Origin of the sequence: Bacteroides sp. FSHCM14E1 (assembly GCF_019633785.1) — a bacterium.
Classification (GTDB): domain Bacteria; phylum Bacteroidota; class Bacteroidia; order Bacteroidales; family Bacteroidaceae; genus Bacteroides; species Bacteroides hominis.
Genome location: NZ_JADKYL010000005.1, coordinates 166,433 through 186,819, shown reverse-complemented (window position 1 = coordinate 186,819; position 20,387 = coordinate 166,433). Strand labels below are relative to the sequence as shown.

At 39.9% G+C, this 20,387-nt stretch carries 18 protein-coding genes; 13 read left to right on the top strand and 5 right to left on the bottom strand.

From position 1 onward, the window contains the following. Positions 1–344 precede the first annotated feature (344 nt). The 7 genes from ISX59_RS10115 to def all read left to right on the top strand — a co-directional run bounded on the left by ISX59_RS10115 (position 345) and on the right by def (position 7,671). Positions 345–1,487, top strand: coding sequence for a site-specific integrase (locus ISX59_RS10115; RefSeq protein WP_005776464.1), 1,143 nt, complete (start codon positions 345–347; stop codon positions 1,485–1,487). Between the two features lie 723 nt (positions 1,488–2,210). Beyond that, a complete protein-coding gene (locus tag ISX59_RS10110; protein WP_005776466.1) occupies positions 2,211–3,458 on the top strand; it encodes a hypothetical protein in 1,248 nt (415 codons plus the stop codon). 10 nt (positions 3,459–3,468) lie between these two features. After that, complete coding sequence (locus ISX59_RS10105) at positions 3,469–4,545, top strand: DUF3869 domain-containing protein (RefSeq protein ID WP_005776467.1); 1,077 nt, start codon at positions 3,469–3,471, stop codon at positions 4,543–4,545. A gap of 69 nt (positions 4,546–4,614) precedes the next feature. Further along, positions 4,615–5,364: a YjbH domain-containing protein gene (locus tag ISX59_RS10100; protein ID WP_188520888.1), complete on the top strand. Its 750-nt coding sequence runs from the start codon at positions 4,615–4,617 to the stop codon at positions 5,362–5,364. A 60-nt stretch (positions 5,365–5,424) separates the two neighbouring features. Further along, positions 5,425–6,543 carry an OmpA family protein gene (locus ISX59_RS10095; protein ID WP_005819319.1) on the top strand — a complete coding sequence of 373 codons (1,119 nt, stop codon included), beginning with the start codon at positions 5,425–5,427 and terminating at the stop codon, positions 6,541–6,543. Between the two features lie 121 nt (positions 6,544–6,664). Next, a complete protein-coding gene (ruvX, locus tag ISX59_RS10090) occupies positions 6,665–7,081 on the top strand; it encodes a Holliday junction resolvase RuvX (RefSeq protein ID WP_005776470.1) in 417 nt (138 codons plus the stop codon). Positions 7,082–7,116: 35 nt separating this feature from the next. Then, positions 7,117–7,671 (top strand): peptide deformylase, encoded by a 555-nt coding sequence (gene def, locus ISX59_RS10085; RefSeq protein WP_032539459.1) that lies wholly within the window; start codon positions 7,117–7,119, stop codon positions 7,669–7,671. A 133-nt stretch (positions 7,672–7,804) separates the two neighbouring features. On the opposite strand, the gene ISX59_RS10080 is transcribed toward def, so the two are convergent. Further along, positions 7,805–9,022 carry a 6-bladed beta-propeller gene (locus tag ISX59_RS10080; RefSeq protein WP_220575867.1) on the bottom strand — a complete coding sequence of 406 codons (1,218 nt, stop codon included), beginning with the start codon at positions 9,020–9,022 and terminating at the stop codon, positions 7,805–7,807. A gap of 309 nt (positions 9,023–9,331) precedes the next feature. Between ISX59_RS10080 and ISX59_RS10075 the strand changes: the two genes are divergently transcribed. From ISX59_RS10075 to ISX59_RS10050, 6 genes are all read left to right on the top strand, one after another. Further along, on the top strand, positions 9,332–11,380 hold the full coding sequence (locus ISX59_RS10075) for a tetratricopeptide repeat protein (protein WP_005809025.1): 2,049 nt from the start codon (positions 9,332–9,334) through the stop codon (positions 11,378–11,380). Between the two features lie 80 nt (positions 11,381–11,460). Then, positions 11,461–13,401: a threonine--tRNA ligase gene (thrS, locus tag ISX59_RS10070; RefSeq protein ID WP_005776475.1), complete on the top strand. Its 1,941-nt coding sequence runs from the start codon at positions 11,461–11,463 to the stop codon at positions 13,399–13,401. A gap of 118 nt (positions 13,402–13,519) precedes the next feature. Then, entirely contained in the window at positions 13,520–14,131 is a 612-nt protein-coding gene (infC, locus tag ISX59_RS10065; RefSeq protein ID WP_032530688.1) for a translation initiation factor IF-3, read from the top strand. A gap of 65 nt (positions 14,132–14,196) precedes the next feature. Further along, entirely contained in the window at positions 14,197–14,394 is a 198-nt protein-coding gene (gene rpmI, locus ISX59_RS10060) for a 50S ribosomal protein L35 (RefSeq protein WP_004297539.1), read from the top strand. Positions 14,395–14,494: 100 nt separating this feature from the next. Beyond that, positions 14,495–14,845 carry a 50S ribosomal protein L20 gene (gene rplT, locus ISX59_RS10055; RefSeq protein ID WP_002561638.1) on the top strand — a complete coding sequence of 117 codons (351 nt, stop codon included), beginning with the start codon at positions 14,495–14,497 and terminating at the stop codon, positions 14,843–14,845. Positions 14,846–15,269: 424 nt separating this feature from the next. Then, positions 15,270–16,058: an EFR1 family ferrodoxin gene (locus ISX59_RS10050; RefSeq protein ID WP_022011269.1), complete on the top strand. Its 789-nt coding sequence runs from the start codon at positions 15,270–15,272 to the stop codon at positions 16,056–16,058. A 66-nt stretch (positions 16,059–16,124) separates the two neighbouring features. Here ISX59_RS10050 and xpt read toward each other — a convergent pair whose 3' ends face one another. The 4 genes from xpt to ISX59_RS10030 all read right to left on the bottom strand — a co-directional run bounded on the left by xpt (position 16,125) and on the right by ISX59_RS10030 (position 20,370). Further along, positions 16,125–16,694, bottom strand: coding sequence for a xanthine phosphoribosyltransferase (gene xpt / locus ISX59_RS10045; protein ID WP_005776479.1), 570 nt, complete (start codon positions 16,692–16,694; stop codon positions 16,125–16,127). Positions 16,695–16,780: 86 nt separating this feature from the next. Beyond that, positions 16,781–18,088 (bottom strand): phenylacetate--CoA ligase, encoded by a 1,308-nt coding sequence (locus tag ISX59_RS10040; protein WP_005776480.1) that lies wholly within the window; start codon positions 18,086–18,088, stop codon positions 16,781–16,783. 101 nt (positions 18,089–18,189) lie between these two features. Beyond that, positions 18,190–18,774: an indolepyruvate oxidoreductase subunit beta gene (locus ISX59_RS10035; RefSeq protein WP_044301602.1), complete on the bottom strand. Its 585-nt coding sequence runs from the start codon at positions 18,772–18,774 to the stop codon at positions 18,190–18,192. 3 nt (positions 18,775–18,777) lie between these two features. After that, complete coding sequence (locus tag ISX59_RS10030) at positions 18,778–20,370, bottom strand: thiamine pyrophosphate-dependent enzyme (RefSeq protein ID WP_005819330.1); 1,593 nt, start codon at positions 20,368–20,370, stop codon at positions 18,778–18,780. Positions 20,371–20,387 lie beyond the last annotated feature (17 nt).

The window sequence follows — 20,387 nt, the reverse complement described above, 5'->3', positions numbered from 1 at the left end:
TATATGGGTTTGCATAATATGGTTTTGCTTGTTGTTTGATTTTAGATTATTGATAGATAGTGTTTTATGTAAATGTTGCTTTTGCCTGGTTTATTATGATTTTGATTGATCTTTACTTTCATGAAGTATGTATGTTACCGAACTGCTACTTTAATTAAGACTCATAAAGAATCTTTGTGAAATTGATAAGTAGCTAAAAAACAGATGTTTATTTGAGTTTTGTGGGCGGATATCGTCTAATCATTTTTCTTTAGAAATCTTTTTTCTGAGACTTTTGTTACCTGTTTGTTACTTATAACGGAATAATGTCTATATTTATAACTAATAACATGCAAACAAATAATATGAAAAAAGAAGTAAGGATTAAAGAACCGGTTAGAATTAGAACCAAGTGTCTGTCGAATGGTTGTGAGTCTATATATTTAGATATATATATAGATGGAAAGAGACAATATGAGTTTTTAAAGTTATATATAATACCTGAGCATACGCGGGAAGACAAAGATTTAAATCAGAGTACTATGAAGCTTGCTAATGCGGTGAAAGCTCAAAGAATTGTAGAATTGCAGAATGGAATATATGGCTTTAACCATCAAAAAGAGAAAAAGGATATAACACTGATAGACTATATAAAGTATTTGGCAGACAGGGATATAGAAAAAACTTCAAGAAAAGTGTCTATGTATACTTTGATATATCATCTCCAGCGTTATGATAAATTAGGTATTAAGCTTAGGCAGATAGATAAAAAGTATATACTCGGCTTTATTGAGTACTTGAAAACTGCAACTCAGAAGCATTGCAAAAGTATAAAGCATATAAATGCCAATACTCAGGTATATTATTATAAAGTTTTTCATTATTGCCTTAATAGTGCCATAATTGATGAAATTATAATCTCAAACCCGATGGATAAGATAAAAAAAGAGGAAAAACCTAAACGTAAAAGAACCGAAAGGGCCTTTTTAACTATTGATGAAGTTAAAACATTATCGCAAACGGATTTTCATAATAAGACTTTGAAGAGGGCTTTTCTATTTAGTTGTTTTTGTGGGTTGAGACATAGTGATATAGTGGCACTTACATGGGGAAATCTGAAAAAAAATAAGATAGGGAAAATAGAACTGCATATGACACAGCAGAAAACTCAGGAACTCCTTTCGCTTCCTTTGAGTAATGAAGCTTTAAAACAACTCCCGGTCCGTGGGAAGGCTCAGGATACAGAGAAAGTATTCAAAGGACTGATCAGTTTAGGAAGGACCAATGAGATATTGCCAAGATGGGCTGCTAAAGCCGGTATTCAAAAACATATCACATTTCATTCGGCACGCCATACTCATGCTACGATGATGATTACTCTTGGGGCTGATCTTTATACCGTGTCCAAACTCCTGGGACACACTAACATTCAAACAACTCAGATATATGCCAAGATAGTAGATGAAAGTAAAGAGAAAGCTATTGATCTGATTCCGGATATAACTTGAGAGGGTGATAAATGGTTCGGGTATGTAGTTGCGAAAATGTGAACCTCAATCTTATGCCTGAATGTTGTGGAGTAACGATAAAAAGCTAATAAGACATAAGGTGTTGACAAACAGTGACATTAAATACTAATATCTTGGGTTTACGAAGTTAACTTTAACACTGTGTTAAAGTTAACTTCGTAAACCCAAGATATTAACTTCGTAAATACATAAGGTTAACTTCGTAAATCTAAGAATATAATTGGCTGCTTTTGTAGTTAACATTGTTAATTCAACTGCTTTATATAGTAGGTTTATATTAATATATGAATACATTATTATATATATACTGGTCTTTCCGATGCATTTCTGTTTTAGTTGGTAATAATTGTGCATTTGGTTAGATTAGCTACTACTTGATTTTACCCGGATTTAGTAAATTTGTAATATAGCGGTATTTTATTGGAAATTTAGTATTAATATATATTTCTATTTTATTTTATCACTTCTTTATCTATATAACTTGCTCTATTAGTGATTCTAAAATATATAATGGATATTATTTAAGATTATAAATGGTTTTTCTGGTCTATTTTTAAGTAAGCAGGAGTTCGAATGAAAAAAAACTGATACAAATCTGCGAAAAAACATGTAAAACTCTTTGGTATTATTAAAATTGTGTCTATTTTTGCACCATATTTTGTATCTATAATTTTTAGGGTACATAAGTTTTAAAGCAAACAAATGAATCACAAAAGCCCTTACATGAGGAAAAACATAACAATTGACGCTACTTTGCTCAGAATTTTACTCATATCATTCTGTTTACTCCCTTTAAAAGGTGTATGTCAAACAGGAGAGGCTACTGTTGACGCACTGGTGAAAATGGGATTTGAGAATGTAGGGTGGACAGAAGATAATGAGGAACGGGTTTTTGTGATACAGAATTCAGCCTATCGTCTTGAAGGAGTCGGAATAGGTAAAGCTGTTGATTTGATTCAAAAGATGGGTTTACCCGAAAATAAGCCATGTAGGTTAATAGTTTTGGACAATAATATACCTCAGATATCTCTCTATTATCAGCCTATGAAAGGAGATAGTATTGCTGAAGCAAATCGGGCCGACTGGAATGTAAGTTATGATTTGGGAGAAGGATGGAAGCAAGCAAGACGTATTAAGAAGCAAAACAGTTCTTTGTTTAAGGTAGATATAGTGGTATATCCGGAATTATTATTCAGAAACTATATTTTGTCTAAGGTCTATGAAATAGTGGTTAATGTCTCTCCTGCCATAGAAGTTTCTTTGTGGAAGGGAATGAAACTGACCGGACAAGTGATTTTCCCTATCTATAATGATTATGGTCAAAGGTATAAGCAGATCCGTCCCGGATTTGTGACTTTGTCACAGACAGTGCGTTTGCCTCAACGCACATTTCTGACCGCCTCAGTCGGATTTTTTAATAAGTTTCGCTGGGGAGGTGATTTAAAAGCAAAACACTTCTTTAAAGATGAGCGCTTTTCAGTAGATGCGCGTATCGGGTATACCGGAAGAGGGTATTTTGAAGATTGGGCCTTTTATCATGGTACCAAATGGACTCTGACCGGTTCTATCGGAGCTAATTTCTATTGGCCGAAATACAATACACAGTTTAGTTTAAAAGGAGAGCGATATTTGGAGGAAGAATATGGAGTCCGTTTTGATATGGTTCGCCATTTTCGCTATGCCTCTATTGGCTTTTATGGAATGAAAGTGCAACATGCAGGTAATAAAGGACTGAATGGAGGTTTCTTGTTTCAGATAGCTTTGCCTCCATACAAATATAAGAGAAAGGGGTATATCCCAAGAGTAATGCCTAATAATTTCGGATTCCAATATAATGCGGGTAATGAACGTATATATGGTAAAGGGTATAACTCTCAGGCAAGTGATAATGTAATGAATGATAATAGTTTTAATCCATATTTTGTAAAATCAGAATTATTAAATTTTTAATTTTATTGAGATGAAAATGAAAAGTAAATTTTTCGGTAATGGCGCTAAGTTAGCGTTAGCCGTTTTGGCAGTTTGCGGTACACTGTTTACAAGCTGCTACGAGAAAGCAGAAGTTGATGAAGCAACAAAACCAGCCCCTGCAAAGTATTATATTGCCGGTACTATTACTGACGCAACTACAGGTCAGGTTTTGACTACTGCTAAAGTTACATTGGGTGGCGAATCAGTTGGAGCTACATTCAACAAAGAAGTTACTTATAAAGCAGAAGGATATAGCTTGGAAGTTTCTGCAACCGGTTATTATTCTGTAACAAGACAAGTATACCTGAACCAGGTTAGTGACGGCCAGACAAGTGTTGCTACTGTAGACGTTGCTTTGGTTTCTGTTGAAGCAGCAACTATTCCTCCGGTAGTTTCTCCGACTGATCCTAAGACTGATGTTACTGAATCTGAAGCCGGAGCATTGGTAACTAAAGCGGCTGAAGAAGCTAAACCTTCTGCTGAAACAGTTAAGAATATGTGGGATGGCGCAACAGCTACAGCTGAGGAAAAGGCTGGTCTGGAAACTACAAAAGAGTTGACCGGTGACGTTACTACTGGAGCTACTACTGCTGAAGCTCAGGCTGATGGATCGATCTTGGTTACTACTCCGTTTGAATTTGCAAACTCTGTTAAAGATGCCGCTATCTTGGTTCCTTACTTCTACAATGAAGGTTGTGAACTTACAGGTGATGTAAAAGAAGTGGCTGCTCCTGCAACAAGAGCAGAAGGCGCTGTTTCTACTGATATTCAGGCTGCTTTCCTTGCAAATGCTGCTAAAGCTTTGAACAAGAATGCCGGTTTCGTACAGAAGGTTGGTTATGCTAAGATCAGCGTATTGAGCGGTTATGGTATTATTGGCTATAGAGTTAAAGGACAATTGGTTTCTAAGAAGCTGACATTCCTGATCTCTGGCAAATATTATGAAGGTATCGTTTCTTACCAGAACAGCGTAATGATCTATCCTAACTATTACAGCCACGATTCTCACGATTCTCATGACTCTCACGGCTTCAACCCGAACGCCGGTGGTGGATCTAACGACTAATCAGAGGTAAAAGTAATTGTTGAGAATTAAAAAGTACGAGTTGAACCGAAAGTATAGAAATTGCAGGTAATGATGAAAAAGATACTTCTTATGGGCTTGTTCCTTTGCTGTCATTTGGCACTTTCGGCTCAGTTGACGTACGGAACTACCGGTCTGCTCCATACTCCGTCAGCAGAAATGCAACGGGATAAGACAGTGATGATCGGTGGAAATTTTCTAAATAAGGAGATAACTCCTCCTACATGGGACTACCATACGTATAATTACTTTTTGAACGTGACTATCTTTCCCTGGCTCGAAATAGCCTATACATGTACGCTGTTTCAGTCGCAGACTATAGGGATTGACTGGAAAGTTGGAAAGAAGAAGTTTACGAATCAGGACAGATATTTTTCTGCCCGTTTGCGAGTTTTGAAAGAAGGACAATTGTGGAAGCATATGCCGGCTGTTGTAGTGGGAACTTCTGATCCTTATACTGAGTCAGGTGATGGGCAAGTAGGTTCTGCCGATGGTAATGGCTATTTTTGCCGTTTTTATGTCGCAGCCACCAAGCATATCCCGGTTGGAAAGGAGAAGATAGGTGTGCATCTGTCATATCTGTACAACCGAAGAGTGGATTACCACTTGAATGGATTAGCCGGAGGGCTCACTTATGCTCCATCTTTTGCTCCTGATCTGACAGTGATCGCAGAATATGATGCAAAGGACTTCGCGTTTGGTGCTACCTATTTGCTTTTCAACCATTTGCATGCGCAGGTAGAATTGCAAAGAATGAAATATTTTACCGGCGGGCTTACATATAAGATTTATTTGAAGTAAGCAGAATGGTCGGAGCAAATAAGAAACTAAAAGAGTTGAAATATTTAAAAACAAAAAACAATGAAAAGTAAATTAGTAATATTATCTTTATTGTTGGCCGGTGCTACTGCAGCTACTGCTCAGACTAAAGAGACGTTCTATAGCGAAAGCTTTAAGGACAATATCTTTGTGAGTGTAGGTGTTGGCGCTCAGGGTTGTGTAAACCCGGACAACTTTGATTATGGCTTTGGTAAAGCCATAACTCCGCTGATCAATGTGTCAGTTGGTAAACTGTTCAATCCGGTTTGGGGTATCCGTGGTCAGGTGGCTGGCGCATGGACTACCTTGTATTCTAACTACGGACAACCTGCCGATACTTATATTAAGAGCAAGAATAAACATTACTTCACTCTGCGTGCGGACGGTATGTTTAACTTGTCGAATGCTATTGGCGGTTACAATCCGGACCGTTTGTTCACAGTTTCTGTATTTGCAGGTCCCGGTTTGACATTTGCCAAAGCTTATGGTAATCAGGATAAAGTAAATGCACTGATCAACGGTTCTGTTGGTTTGGCTGGACAGTTCAATATCAATAAGTATTTAGATATCAACATTGAAGCAAGAGGCGAGGTTTCTCCTTCTCCGTTCGGTAATATTAGCTCTGCTCATACCGACGGCGCTGTTTCTCTGACTGCAGGTGTAACTTATACATTTGGTGGCAAGAGATTCGTATCTTGTGGTTCTCAGGTAGACCAGAATGCTATCAATGAAGAACTGAATCGTTACAGAAGCGAACTGGCTAAGGCTCAGTCTGACTTGGCTGATGCCAAGAACGCGTTGGCTAACGTGAAACCTGTAACAAAAGAAGTTGTGAAGGAAGTTGAAGTAGCCGGACCTCGCGCTATCTTCTTCCAGATTGGCAAATCTAAGATTGACGACTATGGTATGGTTAATATTCAGTTGGCAGCTAAGATCCTGAAGGCTAATCCGGATAAGAAATATAAGGTGGCAGGTTATGCAGATAAAGCTACCGGTAGCGCCAAGTGGAACCAGAAGTTGTCTGAAGCTCGTGCACAGGCTGTTTACGATGCACTTATTAAAGAAGGTGTAAGCAAGGATCAGCTTGAACTGGTAGGCTTCGGTGGAACTGCCAACATGTTTGGCAAGAACTTCTTGAACCGCGTTGTGATTCTGGAATAATACAACTTTATTGAGGCAATAGCCCGATAAATAATGGAAGGGGTATCCGCACAACGGATACCCTTTTTGTTTGTTAAATAGGGGATAATCCAAATTTTAATCGTATTTTTGCACTCCAAATATGAGTAGAATAATAGCAATAGATTACGGACGAAAACGTACAGGAATAGCTGTGAGTGATGCGATGCAGATTATCGCTAACGGGCTGACAACTGTACCAAGTCATGAACTTCTGGATTTCATAACCAATTATGTAAAACAGGAACCGGTGGAACGCATTATTATAGGTTTGCCGAAGCAGATGAATAATGAGGTTTCTGAAAATATGAAAAATATAGAGCCTTTTGTACGTTCGTTAAGAAAACGTTTGCCTGATATTCCCGTTGAATATGTAGATGAACGTTTTACTTCTGTGCTTGCACACCGTACGATGATTGAAGCCGGGCTTAAGAAAAAAGACAGACAGAACAAGGCATTGGTCGATGAAATTAGCGCAACTATTATTTTGCAGTCTTATCTGGAAAGTAAACGTTTGTAAGAAGAAACAATATTTAAAAAGAATAATTATAAGATATGATTTTACCTATTTATGTATATGGTCAGCCAGTTCTCAGGCAGGTGGCGGAGGATATCACGCCGGATTATCCGAACCTGAAAGAGCTGATTGAAAATATGTTTGAAACGATGGATCATGCCGATGGGGTAGGGCTTGCCGCTCCTCAGATTGGCTTACCTGTCCGCGTAGTTGTTATTAACCTGGATGTGCTTTCAGAAGATTATCCTGAATACAAGGATTTTCGTAAGGCTTATATAAACGCACATATTGATGTTGTGGAGGGTGAAGAAGTATCCATGGAAGAAGGATGTCTTAGTCTGCCCGGCATACACGAGTCTGTAAAGAGAGGCAGTAAGATTCACGTACGATATATGGATGAAAATTTTGTAGAGCATAACGAAGTGGTAGAAGGGTTTCTGGCACGGGTTATGCAGCATGAATTTGACCATTTGGACGGGAAAATGTTCATAGATCACATTTCTCCTTTGCGTAAACAAATGATAAAAGGAAAACTGAATACGATGTTGAAAGGAAAGGCTCGTAGCTCCTATAAGATGAAGCAGGTGAAATGATATACCTGAGATTTTCGAATAAAAAGCAATGGGTAAAGTTGATCATATAAATCAATTTTACCCATTACTTTTTCAGGACTGCATCTCAAATATCTTGCAACGGCTATTTGATGTTTTTCTTAAAAGAGCCCGGTTATGGTTGCTTTAAATATACCAGCATCATTACCGGATTATCGTCTTCCTTTAAGCCTTTCAACTGTTCGATTTGAAGTATGGAAGGCGTTTCTTCCGCTTTTTCTAAAAGCTCAGGAGCTTCCCATACATATAACAGTGTATGGCTGTCAAGTGCCGTTATCGGGCGTAATGGTAAACCAGGAGTCAAGTCATTTTTTATATGGCCTGTGGCTACTTTGAAACAGTTTTTGGCTTTTTTGTCGTAAATAGCCATTTGTCTTTCTCGCGCTTTCTCTCCTGCCCAATTAGAATAAGGCATGAATATGTAGGAGTCAGTCTCTATGGCACTGTACTGTATGTAAGGAGCGGCCATTTCCTGAAAACGCTTTCCGTTTCCATCCAGATATTCAAACCTGCATTCCATCGGTAATGAGTATTTGCCCATCTGGAATATATATCGGGGTTCTAAAGCTTCTGGAGTGACAGTGAATAGGGTGTCGTTATAATATTCTTTATAACAGGTGTGGTTTTCGTAATGGAACATATAACGATCTATATCACTACTGATCATCCAGCGATATTGGCTGTTTAGCTCAAATAGGTCCCAACGATTGAAGATTTGCAACGTATCACCTTTCAGGTTGGAAAGGTAAATACGTTCTTTTCGTCTTCCGTTATTATTGCGCATGAATGTTGCGGCAATTGTATCCTGAACACGTAACATCGCAAACTCACTAACTTCTATATTAGGAACTTTCATTGCACGGATGAATTTACCTGTTTCCATAGAGTAGATATTGATTTTTCCTGTAGTTGTTAGCATGTAGACCAATCCTTTTTCTTCATCCACGTCAATCTGCATGATCCAGTTAAATTCACCTGGTCCACCGCCTTTGCGGCCCAGTGTCCGTATGAATTTACCATCTTTTGTGTACTGAAATAATTTATCGAGCCATGGTAGGAAGAAATACTCTTTTGTCTGGATGATATTGGTTCCCTTTAACCCTCTTATCAGGCATTTATTGTTTGTCTCCAACGGGATATACCGTATTGAATCGGCTATTTCACTCAGTAGTATTTCCCGTTCTGTTTCGATACCTGTTTCGAAAGGTACGATTTGAGGGAATTCTGGTTCTGTAATTTGGACCGTTGCTTCGGACGGCTGGTCACTGTTCTTCTTTCCGCCGCAAGAAAGCAGCAGGAAAGGTAGTAGTAAAAGAAGTGATTTTGGTTTCATGTTGATACTATTTTATGTATAAAAGAACCCCTGTTTGCAATATTGTACAGGTGTCTTTCTTTCTGTATTTTTAATTTTCGGATAACCCGTTTCATATATTGATTTATGGGCATATTACAAATCTACGAAATAATCGTAAGTTAATAATGAATGTGAGGTTAATAGGTGTTAAGAAGGTGTATAGACTACTGAATATCTGCATGGAGGGGTCCTATAAAATAATCAAAAAATATAAAAAGTTGTCCGTTATCCCTGTTTAATAGATGAAAAGCATTACTTTTGCTCTACTTAAAAAGTATTCAGAAGCCGATGATTAAAAAGATATTAGCAGCATTATTGTTGTTTCCTACATTTATATATGCTCAGATAAACACAGACAGGGTAATGATGATTGCCCGAAACGCGTTATACTTTGAGGACTATGTCCTTTCCATTCAGTATTTTAATCAAGTGATCAATGCAAAACCCTACCTGTATGAACCCTATTTTTTCAGAGGGCTTGCCAAGATCAACCTGGATGATTATCAGGGAGCTGAAGATGACTGTGATGCGGCCATTGACAGGAATCCTTTTGTAGTGGGTGCTTATCAGATTCGTGGGCTTGCAAGGATTAAACAGAATAAGTATGATGGGGCTATTGAAGACTATAAGAAAGCACTTCATTTTGACCCTGAAAATATTACGCTTTGGCATAATCTGACTTTATGCCATATACAGAAAGAAGACTATAAAGCTGCTGAAGATGATTTGGGTAAATTGCTGGCAGTTGCTCCCAAATATACAAGAGCCTATCTGATGAGAGGAGAGGTGGCTTTGAAGCAACAGGATACATTGCGGGCTTTGAATGACTTCAATACAGCTATTGAGATGGATAAGTATGATCCTGATGCCTGGGCATCCCGGGCCATCGTCAGGTTACAACAGGGAAAATATGCAGAGGCAGAATCGGATTTGAATCATGCAACGCATTTGAATGCCAGAAACGCCGGGAATTATATTAATCGTGCTTTAGCCCGTTTCCATCAGAATAATCTGCGGGGAGCCATGAGTGATTATGATCTGGCTCTTGATATTGATCCGAATAATTTTATCGGACATTATAACCGTGGTTTGCTTCGGGCACAAGTAGGAGATGACAATCGAGCTATTGAGGATTTTGATTTTGTACTGCAAATAGAACCGGATAACATGATGGCTACGTTTAACCGAGGATTACTTCGTGCACAAACGGGGGATTACCGGGGAGCCATTAAGGATTATACAACTGTGATTGATATGTATCCGAACTTTTTGGCCGGATATTATCAACGTGCAGAGGCAAGGAGAAAGATCGGCGACCGTAAAGGTGCTGAAATGGACGAGTTTAAAGTCATGAAAGCGCAACTTGACAAGCAAAATGGTGTAAGTAATAGCGATAAGACCGTGGCTGATAATAAAAAAAGTAATAAGAAAGAGGAGACTAAAACTCGTAAAAAGTCCGATAAGGATATGAATAATTACCGGAAAATCGTTATCGCAGATAATTCTGAAGTGGAACAGAAATATAAGAGTGATATTCGGGGCAGGGTACAGGATCGTAATGTTAATATCAAGATGGAACCGATGTATGCTCTTACCTATTACGAGAAGATGAGCGATGTGAAGCGGACGGTACATTATTATAAGTATATAGATGATTTGAATCGTGCCGGTGTTTTACCAAAACGTTTGTATATCACTAATATGGAATCACCGCTTACCGAAGAACAAGTGAAGTTCCACTTTGCATTGATTGATACACATACTTCGGCAATTGTTGAAAATCCGCAGGATGCACGCATACGATTCTCCCGTGCACTTGATTTCTATCTGGTACAAGATTTTGCCAGTTCTGTTGAAGATCTGACTCAGGCCATTTTGTTGGATGATAAATTCTTCCCTGCTTACTTTATGCGTTCCTTGGTGCGTTGCAAGCAGTTGGAATATCAAAAGGCAGAAGAAGCTAATGCAGCCTCGGCAGCACCGGCCACACTACCGGGTATATCCGCTCCACCGAAGTCGGAAATCAGTGCCTTGGACTATGATATAGTGAAAAGTGACTTGGATCATGTGATCTCTTTAGCCCCCGATTTTGTTTATGCGTATTATAACCGTGCCAATGTATTGGCCATGTTGAAAGATTATCGTGCGGCAATTGCGGACTATGATAAAGCTATCGAATTGAATAAAGAGTTTGCGGAGGCTTATTTTAATCGTGGATTGACACATATTTTCCTGGGTAACAATAAGAATGGAATAGCTGACTTAAGTAAGGCAGGCGAGTTGGGCATTGTTTCGGCCTATAATATCCTGAAACGATTTACAGAAGTGCCGGAATAACATTTTTTAGATAAAAAATAGTAAACTCAAAAAGAAATCCTTATTTTTGCGTGCAATAATGAAAAATATAACATAACATTATGATAAAAATAACATTTCCTGATGGCTCTGTTCGTGAGTATAACGAGGGAGTAAACGGACTGCAAATTGCAGAAAGTATCAGTTCGCGTCTGGCGCAAGATGTATTGGCGTGTGGAGTGAACGGTGAGATTTATGATTTGGGACGTCCCATCAATGAAGATGCTTCGGTAGTGCTTTATAAATGGGAAGATGAACAGGGTAAGCATGCTTTTTGGCACACAAGTGCTCACTTGTTGGCTGAAGCTTTGCAGGAGCTTTATCCGGGTATTCAGTTCGGTATTGGTCCGGCTATTGAAAACGGTTTCTACTATGACGTTGATCCGGGAGAGGCTGTCATCAAAGAGTCTGATCTGCCTGCAATTGAGGCAAAAATGGCTGAACTGGTTGCAAAGAAAGAAGTTGTGGTTCGCCGGGATATCGCAAAAAACGATGCTTTAAAGATGTTTGGCGACCGTGGGGAAACTTATAAATGTGAGCTGATTTCGGAGTTGGAAGACGGACATATTACAACATATACACAGGGTGACTTTACGGATCTTTGTCGTGGCCCTCACTTGATGACAACCGCACCTATTAAAGCTATTAAGCTGACTTCTGTTGCCGGTGCATACTGGCGCGGACATGAAGACCGTAAAATGCTGACTCGCATTTATGGTATTACTTTCCCTAAAAAGAAAATGCTGGATGAGTATCTGGCTTTAATGGAGGAAGCTAAAAAACGTGACCATCGTAAGATTGGTAAAGAAATGCAACTTTTCATGTTCTCCGATACGGTGGGTAAGGGATTGCCTATGTGGCTGCCGAAAGGAACTGCTTTGCGTTTGCGTTTGCAGGATTTCCTTCGCCGTATCCAGACTCGTTACGATTATCAGGAAGTGATTACTCCGCCTATTGGTAACAAGTTATTGTATGTGACTTCGGGGCACTATGCAAAATATGGTAAAGATGCATTCCAACCCATTCATACACCGGAAGAGGGTGAAGAATACTTCCTGAAACCGATGAACTGTCCTCATCATTGTGAAATTTATAAGAATTTCCCTCGTTCGTATAAGGACTTGCCTCTGCGCATTGCTGAATTTGGTACTGTGTGTCGTTACGAGCAGAGCGGTGAACTTCATGGATTAACACGTGTGCGTAGCTTTACACAGGATGATGCACATATTTTCTGTCGTCCGGATCAGGTGAAGGGAGAGTTCCTTCGTGTGATGGATATTATTTCAATCGTGTTCCGTTCTATGGATTTCACTAACTTTGAAGCACAGATTTCTTTGCGCGATAAAGTGAACCGTGAAAAATACATTGGCAGTGATGAGAACTGGGAAAAAGCTGAACAAGCTATCATTGAGGCCTGCGAAGAAAAGGGGCTGAAAGCTAAGATCGAATATGGTGAAGCTGCTTTCTATGGTCCTAAATTGGACTTTATGGTGAAAGATGCTATCGGTCGTCGTTGGCAGTTAGGAACTATTCAGGTGGATTATAATCTGCCGGAGCGCTTCGAACTGGAATATATGGGATCGGATAACCAGAAGCACCGTCCGGTGATGATCCATCGCGCTCCATTCGGATCTATGGAACGTTTTGTTGCTGTATTGATTGAACATACTGCCGGTAAATTCCCGTTATGGCTGACTCCGGAACAAGTCGTTATTCTCCCGATTAGTGAGAAGTTCAATGAATATGCGGAAAAAGTGAAGACTTACTTGAAAACAAAAGAAATTCGCGCAATTGTGGATGATCGCAATGAGAAGATCGGCCGTAAAATTCGTGATAACGAGATGAAGCGCATTCCGTATATGCTGATTGTCGGCGAGAAAGAAGCTGAAAATGGTGAAGTTTCTGTCCGCAGACAGGGAGAAGGAGACAAAGGAACCATGAAATTTGAAGATTTTGGTGAAATTTTGAACGAAGAAGTTCAGAATATGATAAATAAATGGTAACTTTGCGCCCAATTGTAAAAGCACAGCATTTTGATAATGTTCTAAAGACAGCTTTTACTTTAATACATAATTTAATTTGGTAGACAATAAAAAACAAACTGGAAGTAAACGTTATTTAATGAAGAATGACAGTATGAAATCGCAATATCGGATCAATGAACAGATCCGTGCGAAAGAAGTCCGCATTGTAGGTGATGATGTAGAGCCTAAAGTATATCCCATTTTTCAGGCATTAAAATTGGCTGAAGAAAAAGAAATGGATCTCGTGGAGATTTCTCCCAATGCCCAACCACCTGTTTGTCGTATTATTGACTATTCCAAGTTTCTGTATCAGTTAAAGAAGCGTCAGAAGGAACAAAAGGCTAAACAGGTAAAAGTAAACGTAAAAGAAATACGTTTTGGTCCGCAAACGGATGACCATGACTATAATTTTAAGTTGAAACATGCTAAAGGCTTTTTGGAAGATGGTGACAAGGTGAAAGCTTATGTTTTCTTCAAAGGTCGTTCCATCCTTTTTAAGGAACAAGGTGAAGTGCTTCTGTTGCGTTTTGCTAATGATCTGGAAGACTATGCAAAAGTCGATCAATTGCCGATTCTGGAAGGTAAACGTATGACGATTCAGCTTTCTCCGAAGAAGAAAGAAGGAGTTGTAAAGAAGCCTGCGGCTCCCAAACCAGCTGCTCCGGCTACAGTAAAAGCAGAAAAGCCTGCTGAAAACAATGAAGAGTAAGAAAAATGCGTAACGCGCAGGTATAGTGCGTTGCCATATAATTTAATAATTTAAAAACAATTAAGATGCCAAAGATGAAGACTAACTCCGGTTCTAAAAAAAGGTTTACCCTTACCGGAACAGGTAAAATCAAAAGAAAGCACGCTTTTCACAGTCACATTTTGACTAAGAAGTCTAAGAAGAGAAAAAGAAACCTGTGTTATTCAACAACTGTTGATACAACAAATGTAAGCCAGGTTAAGGAACTCTTAGCTATGAAGTAATCAAAAGCGTACAAAGTATTATTAAAGTTATTAACCGAATGCTTTAGCTTCAAGTTCGTTACGTGAAGTAACGGCGCTAACATTCAAAAAAGAGAAAACTATGCCAAGATCAGTAAATCATGTTGCTTCAAAAGCAAGAAGAAAGAAAATTTTGAAATTGACCAGAGGTTACTTTGGTGCAAGAAAAAATGTATGGACCGTAGCTAAAAACACTTGGGAAAAGGGTTTGACCTATGCGTTCCGTGACCGTAGAAACAAGAAGAGAAACTTCCGTGCTCTTTGGATACAACGTATCAATGCTGCTGCACGTCTGGAAGGAATGTCATATTCTAAACTGATGGGTGGTCTGCACAAAGCCGGTATCGAAATCAACCGTAAGGTTTTGGCTGACTTAGCTGTTAACCATCCGGAAGCTTTCAAAGCTGTAGTCGCTAAGGCTAAAGCTGCTTAAGTTCCGACAGTTTTATGATTTACAAAGTGCCGGTTACAGTTAATGTAACCGGCACTTTTCATTTTTAAAGCTGGGTTTATAATTTAAAAAATAGTCTAAGAGAGAAACAAAATCTTCTTTTTCCTTGTTTATCTCACTAAAAGTAACTACATTTGTTGTAGTAAAATATTAGCCGCATTGATTGGATCGGGAAACTCATCAATTAAACTGAAAACCGAGACAAGCTTCGCTTCTCAATGGCGGGCCACATCCTTCGGGATAACTTTATAGTCGGTGGATTACAAAGAGGACGGGCACTCAAATCATGTCATTCGGAGTTTCATCACATCATCGGTGCGGCTTTTTAATAAAGGAAAAGGGCGGTAATCATTTAAAGACTACCGTCCTTTTTTTATGCTGTTTTCTTTTAAATACACATATAGTTATGATATTCTATTTTTCAGGAACTGGAAATTCTAAATGGATTGCGGAGCAGATTGCAAGGGTACAAAACGAAACATTTGTTTTTATGCCGAATGCCATTAGGGATGGAATAAAAGAGTTTGTGTTGGCGGATAATGAAAAAGTAGGTTTTATTTTTCCTGTTTATTCATGGGGACCTCCGTTGGCCGTGTTGCAGTTTCTGGATTGGGTCACTTTGGCTAATTATCACTCCCAATATGTCTATTTCGTGTGTTCTTGTGGAGATGATACAGGATTGACGGAGAAAGTGTTTCGCAGGGCATTATCTCGTAAAGGAATAGAGTGTAATGCCGGATTTTCGGTGACGATGCCTAATAATTATGTGTTGCTTCCCGGATTTGACGTGGATAAGAAAGAATTGGAGAAAGAGAAATTAGAAAAAGCTGTCGGCAGGGTAGAAGAAGTTAACTACTCGATAAATGCTCGTGAGACGGGTTTTCATTGCAATGAGGGGAGTTTTCCATGGTTGAAAACGAAGATACTGAATCCGCTTTTTAATCGTTTTATGACTTCTGCAAAACCGTTTTATGTTACTGATGATTGTATCGGTTGCAAGCGCTGTGAAAGAATATGTCCGGTTGGGAATGTAGTTGTGATAGGGTGGAGACCGGTGTGGGGGATGGACTGTACATCTTGTTTGGCTTGTTACCACGTTTGTCCGAAGCATGCAGTGCAATATGGGAAAAGAACCAGAAGTAAAGGGCAGTATTTAAACCCTAATGTGAGTATTTCACACGAATCAGCTAAGTAGAATAGTATTATAAAGAAAAGCCTTTGTATAGCCTGTCCGAGAGAATACAAAGGCTTTTTTACAGAGTTAATCTTTTATTGTAATCTGGCAATTGGATAAATCTTCAATAATGGCAAGAGACTCTACTCTTACTCCTCTTTCTTCAAGTGTTTTACGTCCGTTTTGAAATGCTTTCTCAATGATGAATCCCATTCCTACCAGATTGGCACCAGACTGTTTGATGAGGTCGATAACACCTAAAGCAGCGTTTCCATAGGCCAAGAAGTCGTCGACAAATAATATATTGTCTTTCGGGGTAAGGAAGTCAGAGCTGATGACTACTTCATAATCACGGTCTTTAGTGAATGAATGTACTGTAGTGCTCAAGGCATTTTGTATGGTTCTTGGCGACTTTTTCTTGGCAAAAACGACGGGTAAGTCCATCAAATAGCCCGTCATGATGGCCGGAGCAATTCCGCTGGCTTCTATGGTCATGATCTTATTGACGTTTGTTCCGGCAAAAAGGCGCACAAACTCTACGCCAATTGACTTCATTAGTACCGGGTCCATCTGGTGGTTGATAAAACTATCTACTTTGAGAATTCCCCCTTCATAGCATTTTCCGTCTTGCAGGATTCTTTTTTTAAGTAATTGCATGATTATAATAATAAGTTAATGTGCCCAATATGCCAATGCGCCGATGTATTCGGATGGTACATCGGCATATTGGGTTCATTGGATGATTATTTATTGTTTCTCAGGTCCTTCACTCTGACAGCTTTACCTTCACTTTGTGGTAGAGAGCCTTTCTTTACCAATTTGAGTTTGGGCGTGACAAGTATTTCGTCTTTTAGCTGGCGGGTAATGTCCTTACGTATCTTTTCAAGTTCAATGTAATTGTCTGTAGAAAGATCGCTCAATTCTACTTCTACAATCATTTCATCTTGGTTGTTAACAGTCTCAAGTGTGATAAGGTAATTGCTTCCCAATTCGGGGAATTGTACCAATATCTTTTCTACTTGCATGGGGAAGATGTTGACTCCTTTGATGATAAACATATCGTCACTACGGCCTTTGATGCGGTCAATTCGGATATGGGTACGTCCACAGGGACATTCTCCCGGTAAAATACGAGTGAGGTCACGTGTACGATAACGTATGAGCGGCATCATTTCCCGATCAAGGGTAGTGAGTACGAGTTCTCCGATTTCTCCTTCTGGGACAGGTTCTCCGGTTTCGGGATTAATGATTTCTACATAATAGCAATCTTCCCAAAAGTGCATGCCATTCTGCTCTGTACACTCAAACGCGACACCGGGGCCGTTCATTTCGGTCATTCCAAAACTATTGTATGCTTTAACACCTAACATGCGTTCTATTTTTTTTCGCTGTTCGTCTGTGTGTGGTTCTGCACCGATTACGAGAGTTTTGAGAGTGGTACTGCATGGATCGATCCCTTCTTCCTGAAAGACCTCAGCTAAGCGGATGGCATAACTGGGGATGGCGTGGAGGGCAGTTGTTTTAAAGTCGGTAATAAACTTGATCTGGCGTTTACTGTTACCGGCAGCGGCAGGTACAGTTAAAGCTCCCAGCCGTTCAGCTCCATATTGGAATCCGAGTCCTCCTGTGAACATACCGTAACCGGAACTGTTTTGAAAAACATCTGTATTACGTATGCCTACACAATATAAGCATCGTGCAACCAGATTGGCCCATGAATCTAAGTCATGCTGTGAATGGACAATAACCGTTGGTGTTCCTGTTGTTCCGCTTGAAGAGTGAATACGTACTCCGTCTTCTTTCATATTTCCGGCGACAAGTCCGAAAGGGTAATTGGCTCGCATATCTGCTTTTGTGGTAAAGGGCAGTTTACGGATGTCGTTCAGTGATTGGATACTTTCCGAAGTGATGCCATGCTCTCGAAATACTTTCTTGTAATAAGGGGCATTGGCTGCTATATTAATTGTTTTCTTGAGTCGCTCGAGTTGTAGTTCCTGCAGTTTTTTACGACTCATGGTCTCTATCTCTTCTTCCCAATATTTTGTATTCATGGCTTATAAATTATTTAAGTAGGGGTGATAATGTATCAAGGTGATAATGCAACGGTTGTCCCGATCACATTATCACCTTTTCTATATTCAATTGTTCCTGGTCATTTCATCGTTTTTTCTGCGATCTCTTTTCCGGCAGCCAAGGCTTTTAAATTGAGTTCGACTATTGTATCACCTTTTTTCTGGAATATTTCACGAATACTATCCTGTATCTTTTCGTAATCGATGCCTAAGAATGGGATAGTGGCACCTAATAAAACAATATTGGCAACTCGTGTAGAGCCTATTTCTTTGGCTACTTTATCTACATTCAGAACAACCTTATGCGGCAGTTTATTGATTTCTGCCATAACATCTGCCTCAGCGGGATAATCGGGGATATTAACAAATGGAGTTTCGTTTGTTACCAACCAACCTTCATGGCTGAGGTAGGGGAGGTATCTAAGCCCTTCCATGGGTTCAAGGGAGATGATCAAATCACATTTACCTGAGGGAATCAGATCTGATGCAATGGGCTGGTCACTGATTCGGAGATTCGACTGTACATCTCCGCCACGCTGGCTCATGCCGTGCACTTCTGCCTGTTTCATGTACAGACCGTCTTTGAGGGCGGCCTTTCCGATTACTGTAGCGATGGACAGGATACCTTGTCCACCCACACCTGATAATATGATATCTTTTTTCATGGCTTACTTACTTCTTTTTTTACGTGCTAATGTTTGTATACACTCTCTGCGTGGGATGATAACGGATACTCCTCTATAATCTATTTCTTCACGGATGATCTGTTTCATCTCTTCATAGTTTTTCTTTAAAGGAACAACTATACGGATGTGAGCCGGATCTACGCCTAATCCGGCGCAAATAGCTTCAAGTCGGCCTGTGCCGGCAGAATCTTGTCCACCGGTCATTGCTGTTGTTTCATTATCGGATATGACAATGGTAACATTGGCATTCTCGTTGACACAGTCCAAAAGTCCAGTCATTCCGGAGTGAGTAAAAGTAGAGTCTCCGATTACAGCGACAGCCGGATGGAGCCCGCCATCGGATGCACCTTTAGCCATAGTGATAGATGCTCCCATGTCTACACAAGAATTGATTGCGTTAAATGGTGCATTTGCTCCCAGCGTATAACAACCAATGTCGCTGAATACTTTGTGAGTAGGATATTCTTCTTTCAATACTTGAGTTAATGTTATATACATATCTCTATGCCCGCAGCCTTCGCACAAAGCCGGAGGGCGCATCTCTACAAGATTCGGAACACTGAATTCGGAACGATTCTCTTTGCCGACAGCGCGTGCCACGGTGTCCGGATTTAATTCTCCATCTTGTGACAATGTACCGTCGAGACGACCTTTTACTTTTAATCCTATGCCCAGATATCCCTTCAGTTGCTTCTCAACGAATGGTTGTCCATCCTCTAATACGAGGATTTCGTCACATTCATTGATTAATTGCATCAATTGCTTTTTGGGAAGTGGATACTGCCCAATTTTCAAAACGGGATATTCGCAACCGTCAGGATAATTTTCCATCAAGTAATTATAGCCGATTCCACAGGCTACGATGCCCATTTTTTTATTGGGGCCATCTACGTATCTATTATAAGGTGATTCTTCGGATGCTTTGATAAATTCATCCTGACGTGTAAGTAATGCTTTATAACGCTTGCGTGCGTTGCCCGGTAGCAGGATAAACTGGCGTGGATCTTCACTGAATGAGATTTCGTTTTGTGCTTTTTGTGCTTTGTTTTCTACACCTGAACGAGAGTGAGCCAAACGTGTTACCATGCGCATTAGTATCGGTTCACCGGTTTTCTCGGAAAATTCGAAACCATTGTATACCATGTCATAAGCTTCTTGTTGGTTGCTCGGTTCGTACATGGGTATTAATGAGAAGTCGCCATAGAAACGGCTATCTTGTTCGTTCTGTGAAGAGTGCATACTGGGATCGTCTGCCGCAACTACAATCAGTCCCCCTTTTACGCCTGTGATGGCTGAATTGATAAAACAGTCAGCAGCTACGTTCATTCCCACATGTTTCATGCAGACTAATGCACGCTTGCCGACAAAAGACATACCCAAGGCGGCTTCCATAGCCGTTTTTTCATTGGCACACCAGCGGTTGTGTATGTTACGTTCGCTCGTGATAGGAGCCATCTGGATGTATTCGGTAATTTCAGTGGATGGAGTACCGGGATAAGCGTAAACGCCTGAAAGTCCGGCATCCAGTGCTGCTTGTGCAATGGCTTCGTCGCCAAGTAAGAGTTGTTTGCTCATATCTTATTTTCTTTTGG

Excerpts from the sequence above, each read along its gene's own strand:
- ISX59_RS10115 (WP_005776464.1), top strand. The coding sequence starts at position 345 with ATGAAAAAAGAAGTAAGGATTAAAGAACCGGTTAGAATTAGAACCAAG.
- ISX59_RS10110 (WP_005776466.1), top strand. The coding sequence starts at position 2,211 with ATGAATCACAAAAGCCCTTACATGAGGAAAAACATAACAATTGACGCT.
- ISX59_RS10105 (WP_005776467.1), top strand. The coding sequence starts at position 3,469 with ATGAAAATGAAAAGTAAATTTTTCGGTAATGGCGCTAAGTTAGCGTTA.
- ISX59_RS10100 (WP_188520888.1), top strand. The coding sequence starts at position 4,615 with ATGATGAAAAAGATACTTCTTATGGGCTTGTTCCTTTGCTGTCATTTG.
- ISX59_RS10095 (WP_005819319.1), top strand. The coding sequence starts at position 5,425 with ATGAAAAGTAAATTAGTAATATTATCTTTATTGTTGGCCGGTGCTACT.
- ruvX (WP_005776470.1), top strand. The coding sequence starts at position 6,665 with ATGAGTAGAATAATAGCAATAGATTACGGACGAAAACGTACAGGAATA.
- def (WP_032539459.1), top strand. The coding sequence starts at position 7,117 with ATGATTTTACCTATTTATGTATATGGTCAGCCAGTTCTCAGGCAGGTG.
- ISX59_RS10080 (WP_220575867.1), bottom strand. The coding sequence starts at position 9,022 with ATGAAACCAAAATCACTTCTTTTACTACTACCTTTCCTGCTGCTTTCT.
- ISX59_RS10075 (WP_005809025.1), top strand. The coding sequence starts at position 9,332 with ATGATTAAAAAGATATTAGCAGCATTATTGTTGTTTCCTACATTTATA.
- thrS (WP_005776475.1), top strand. The coding sequence starts at position 11,461 with ATGATAAAAATAACATTTCCTGATGGCTCTGTTCGTGAGTATAACGAG.
- infC (WP_032530688.1), top strand. The coding sequence starts at position 13,520 with ATGAAGAATGACAGTATGAAATCGCAATATCGGATCAATGAACAGATC.
- rpmI (WP_004297539.1), top strand. The coding sequence starts at position 14,197 with ATGCCAAAGATGAAGACTAACTCCGGTTCTAAAAAAAGGTTTACCCTT.
- rplT (WP_002561638.1), top strand. The coding sequence starts at position 14,495 with ATGCCAAGATCAGTAAATCATGTTGCTTCAAAAGCAAGAAGAAAGAAA.
- ISX59_RS10050 (WP_022011269.1), top strand. The coding sequence starts at position 15,270 with ATGATATTCTATTTTTCAGGAACTGGAAATTCTAAATGGATTGCGGAG.
- xpt (WP_005776479.1), bottom strand. The coding sequence starts at position 16,694 with ATGCAATTACTTAAAAAAAGAATCCTGCAAGACGGAAAATGCTATGAA.
- ISX59_RS10040 (WP_005776480.1), bottom strand. The coding sequence starts at position 18,088 with ATGAATACAAAATATTGGGAAGAAGAGATAGAGACCATGAGTCGTAAA.
- ISX59_RS10035 (WP_044301602.1), bottom strand. The coding sequence starts at position 18,774 with ATGAAAAAAGATATCATATTATCAGGTGTGGGTGGACAAGGTATCCTG.
- ISX59_RS10030 (WP_005819330.1), bottom strand. The coding sequence starts at position 20,370 with ATGAGCAAACAACTCTTACTTGGCGACGAAGCCATTGCACAAGCAGCA.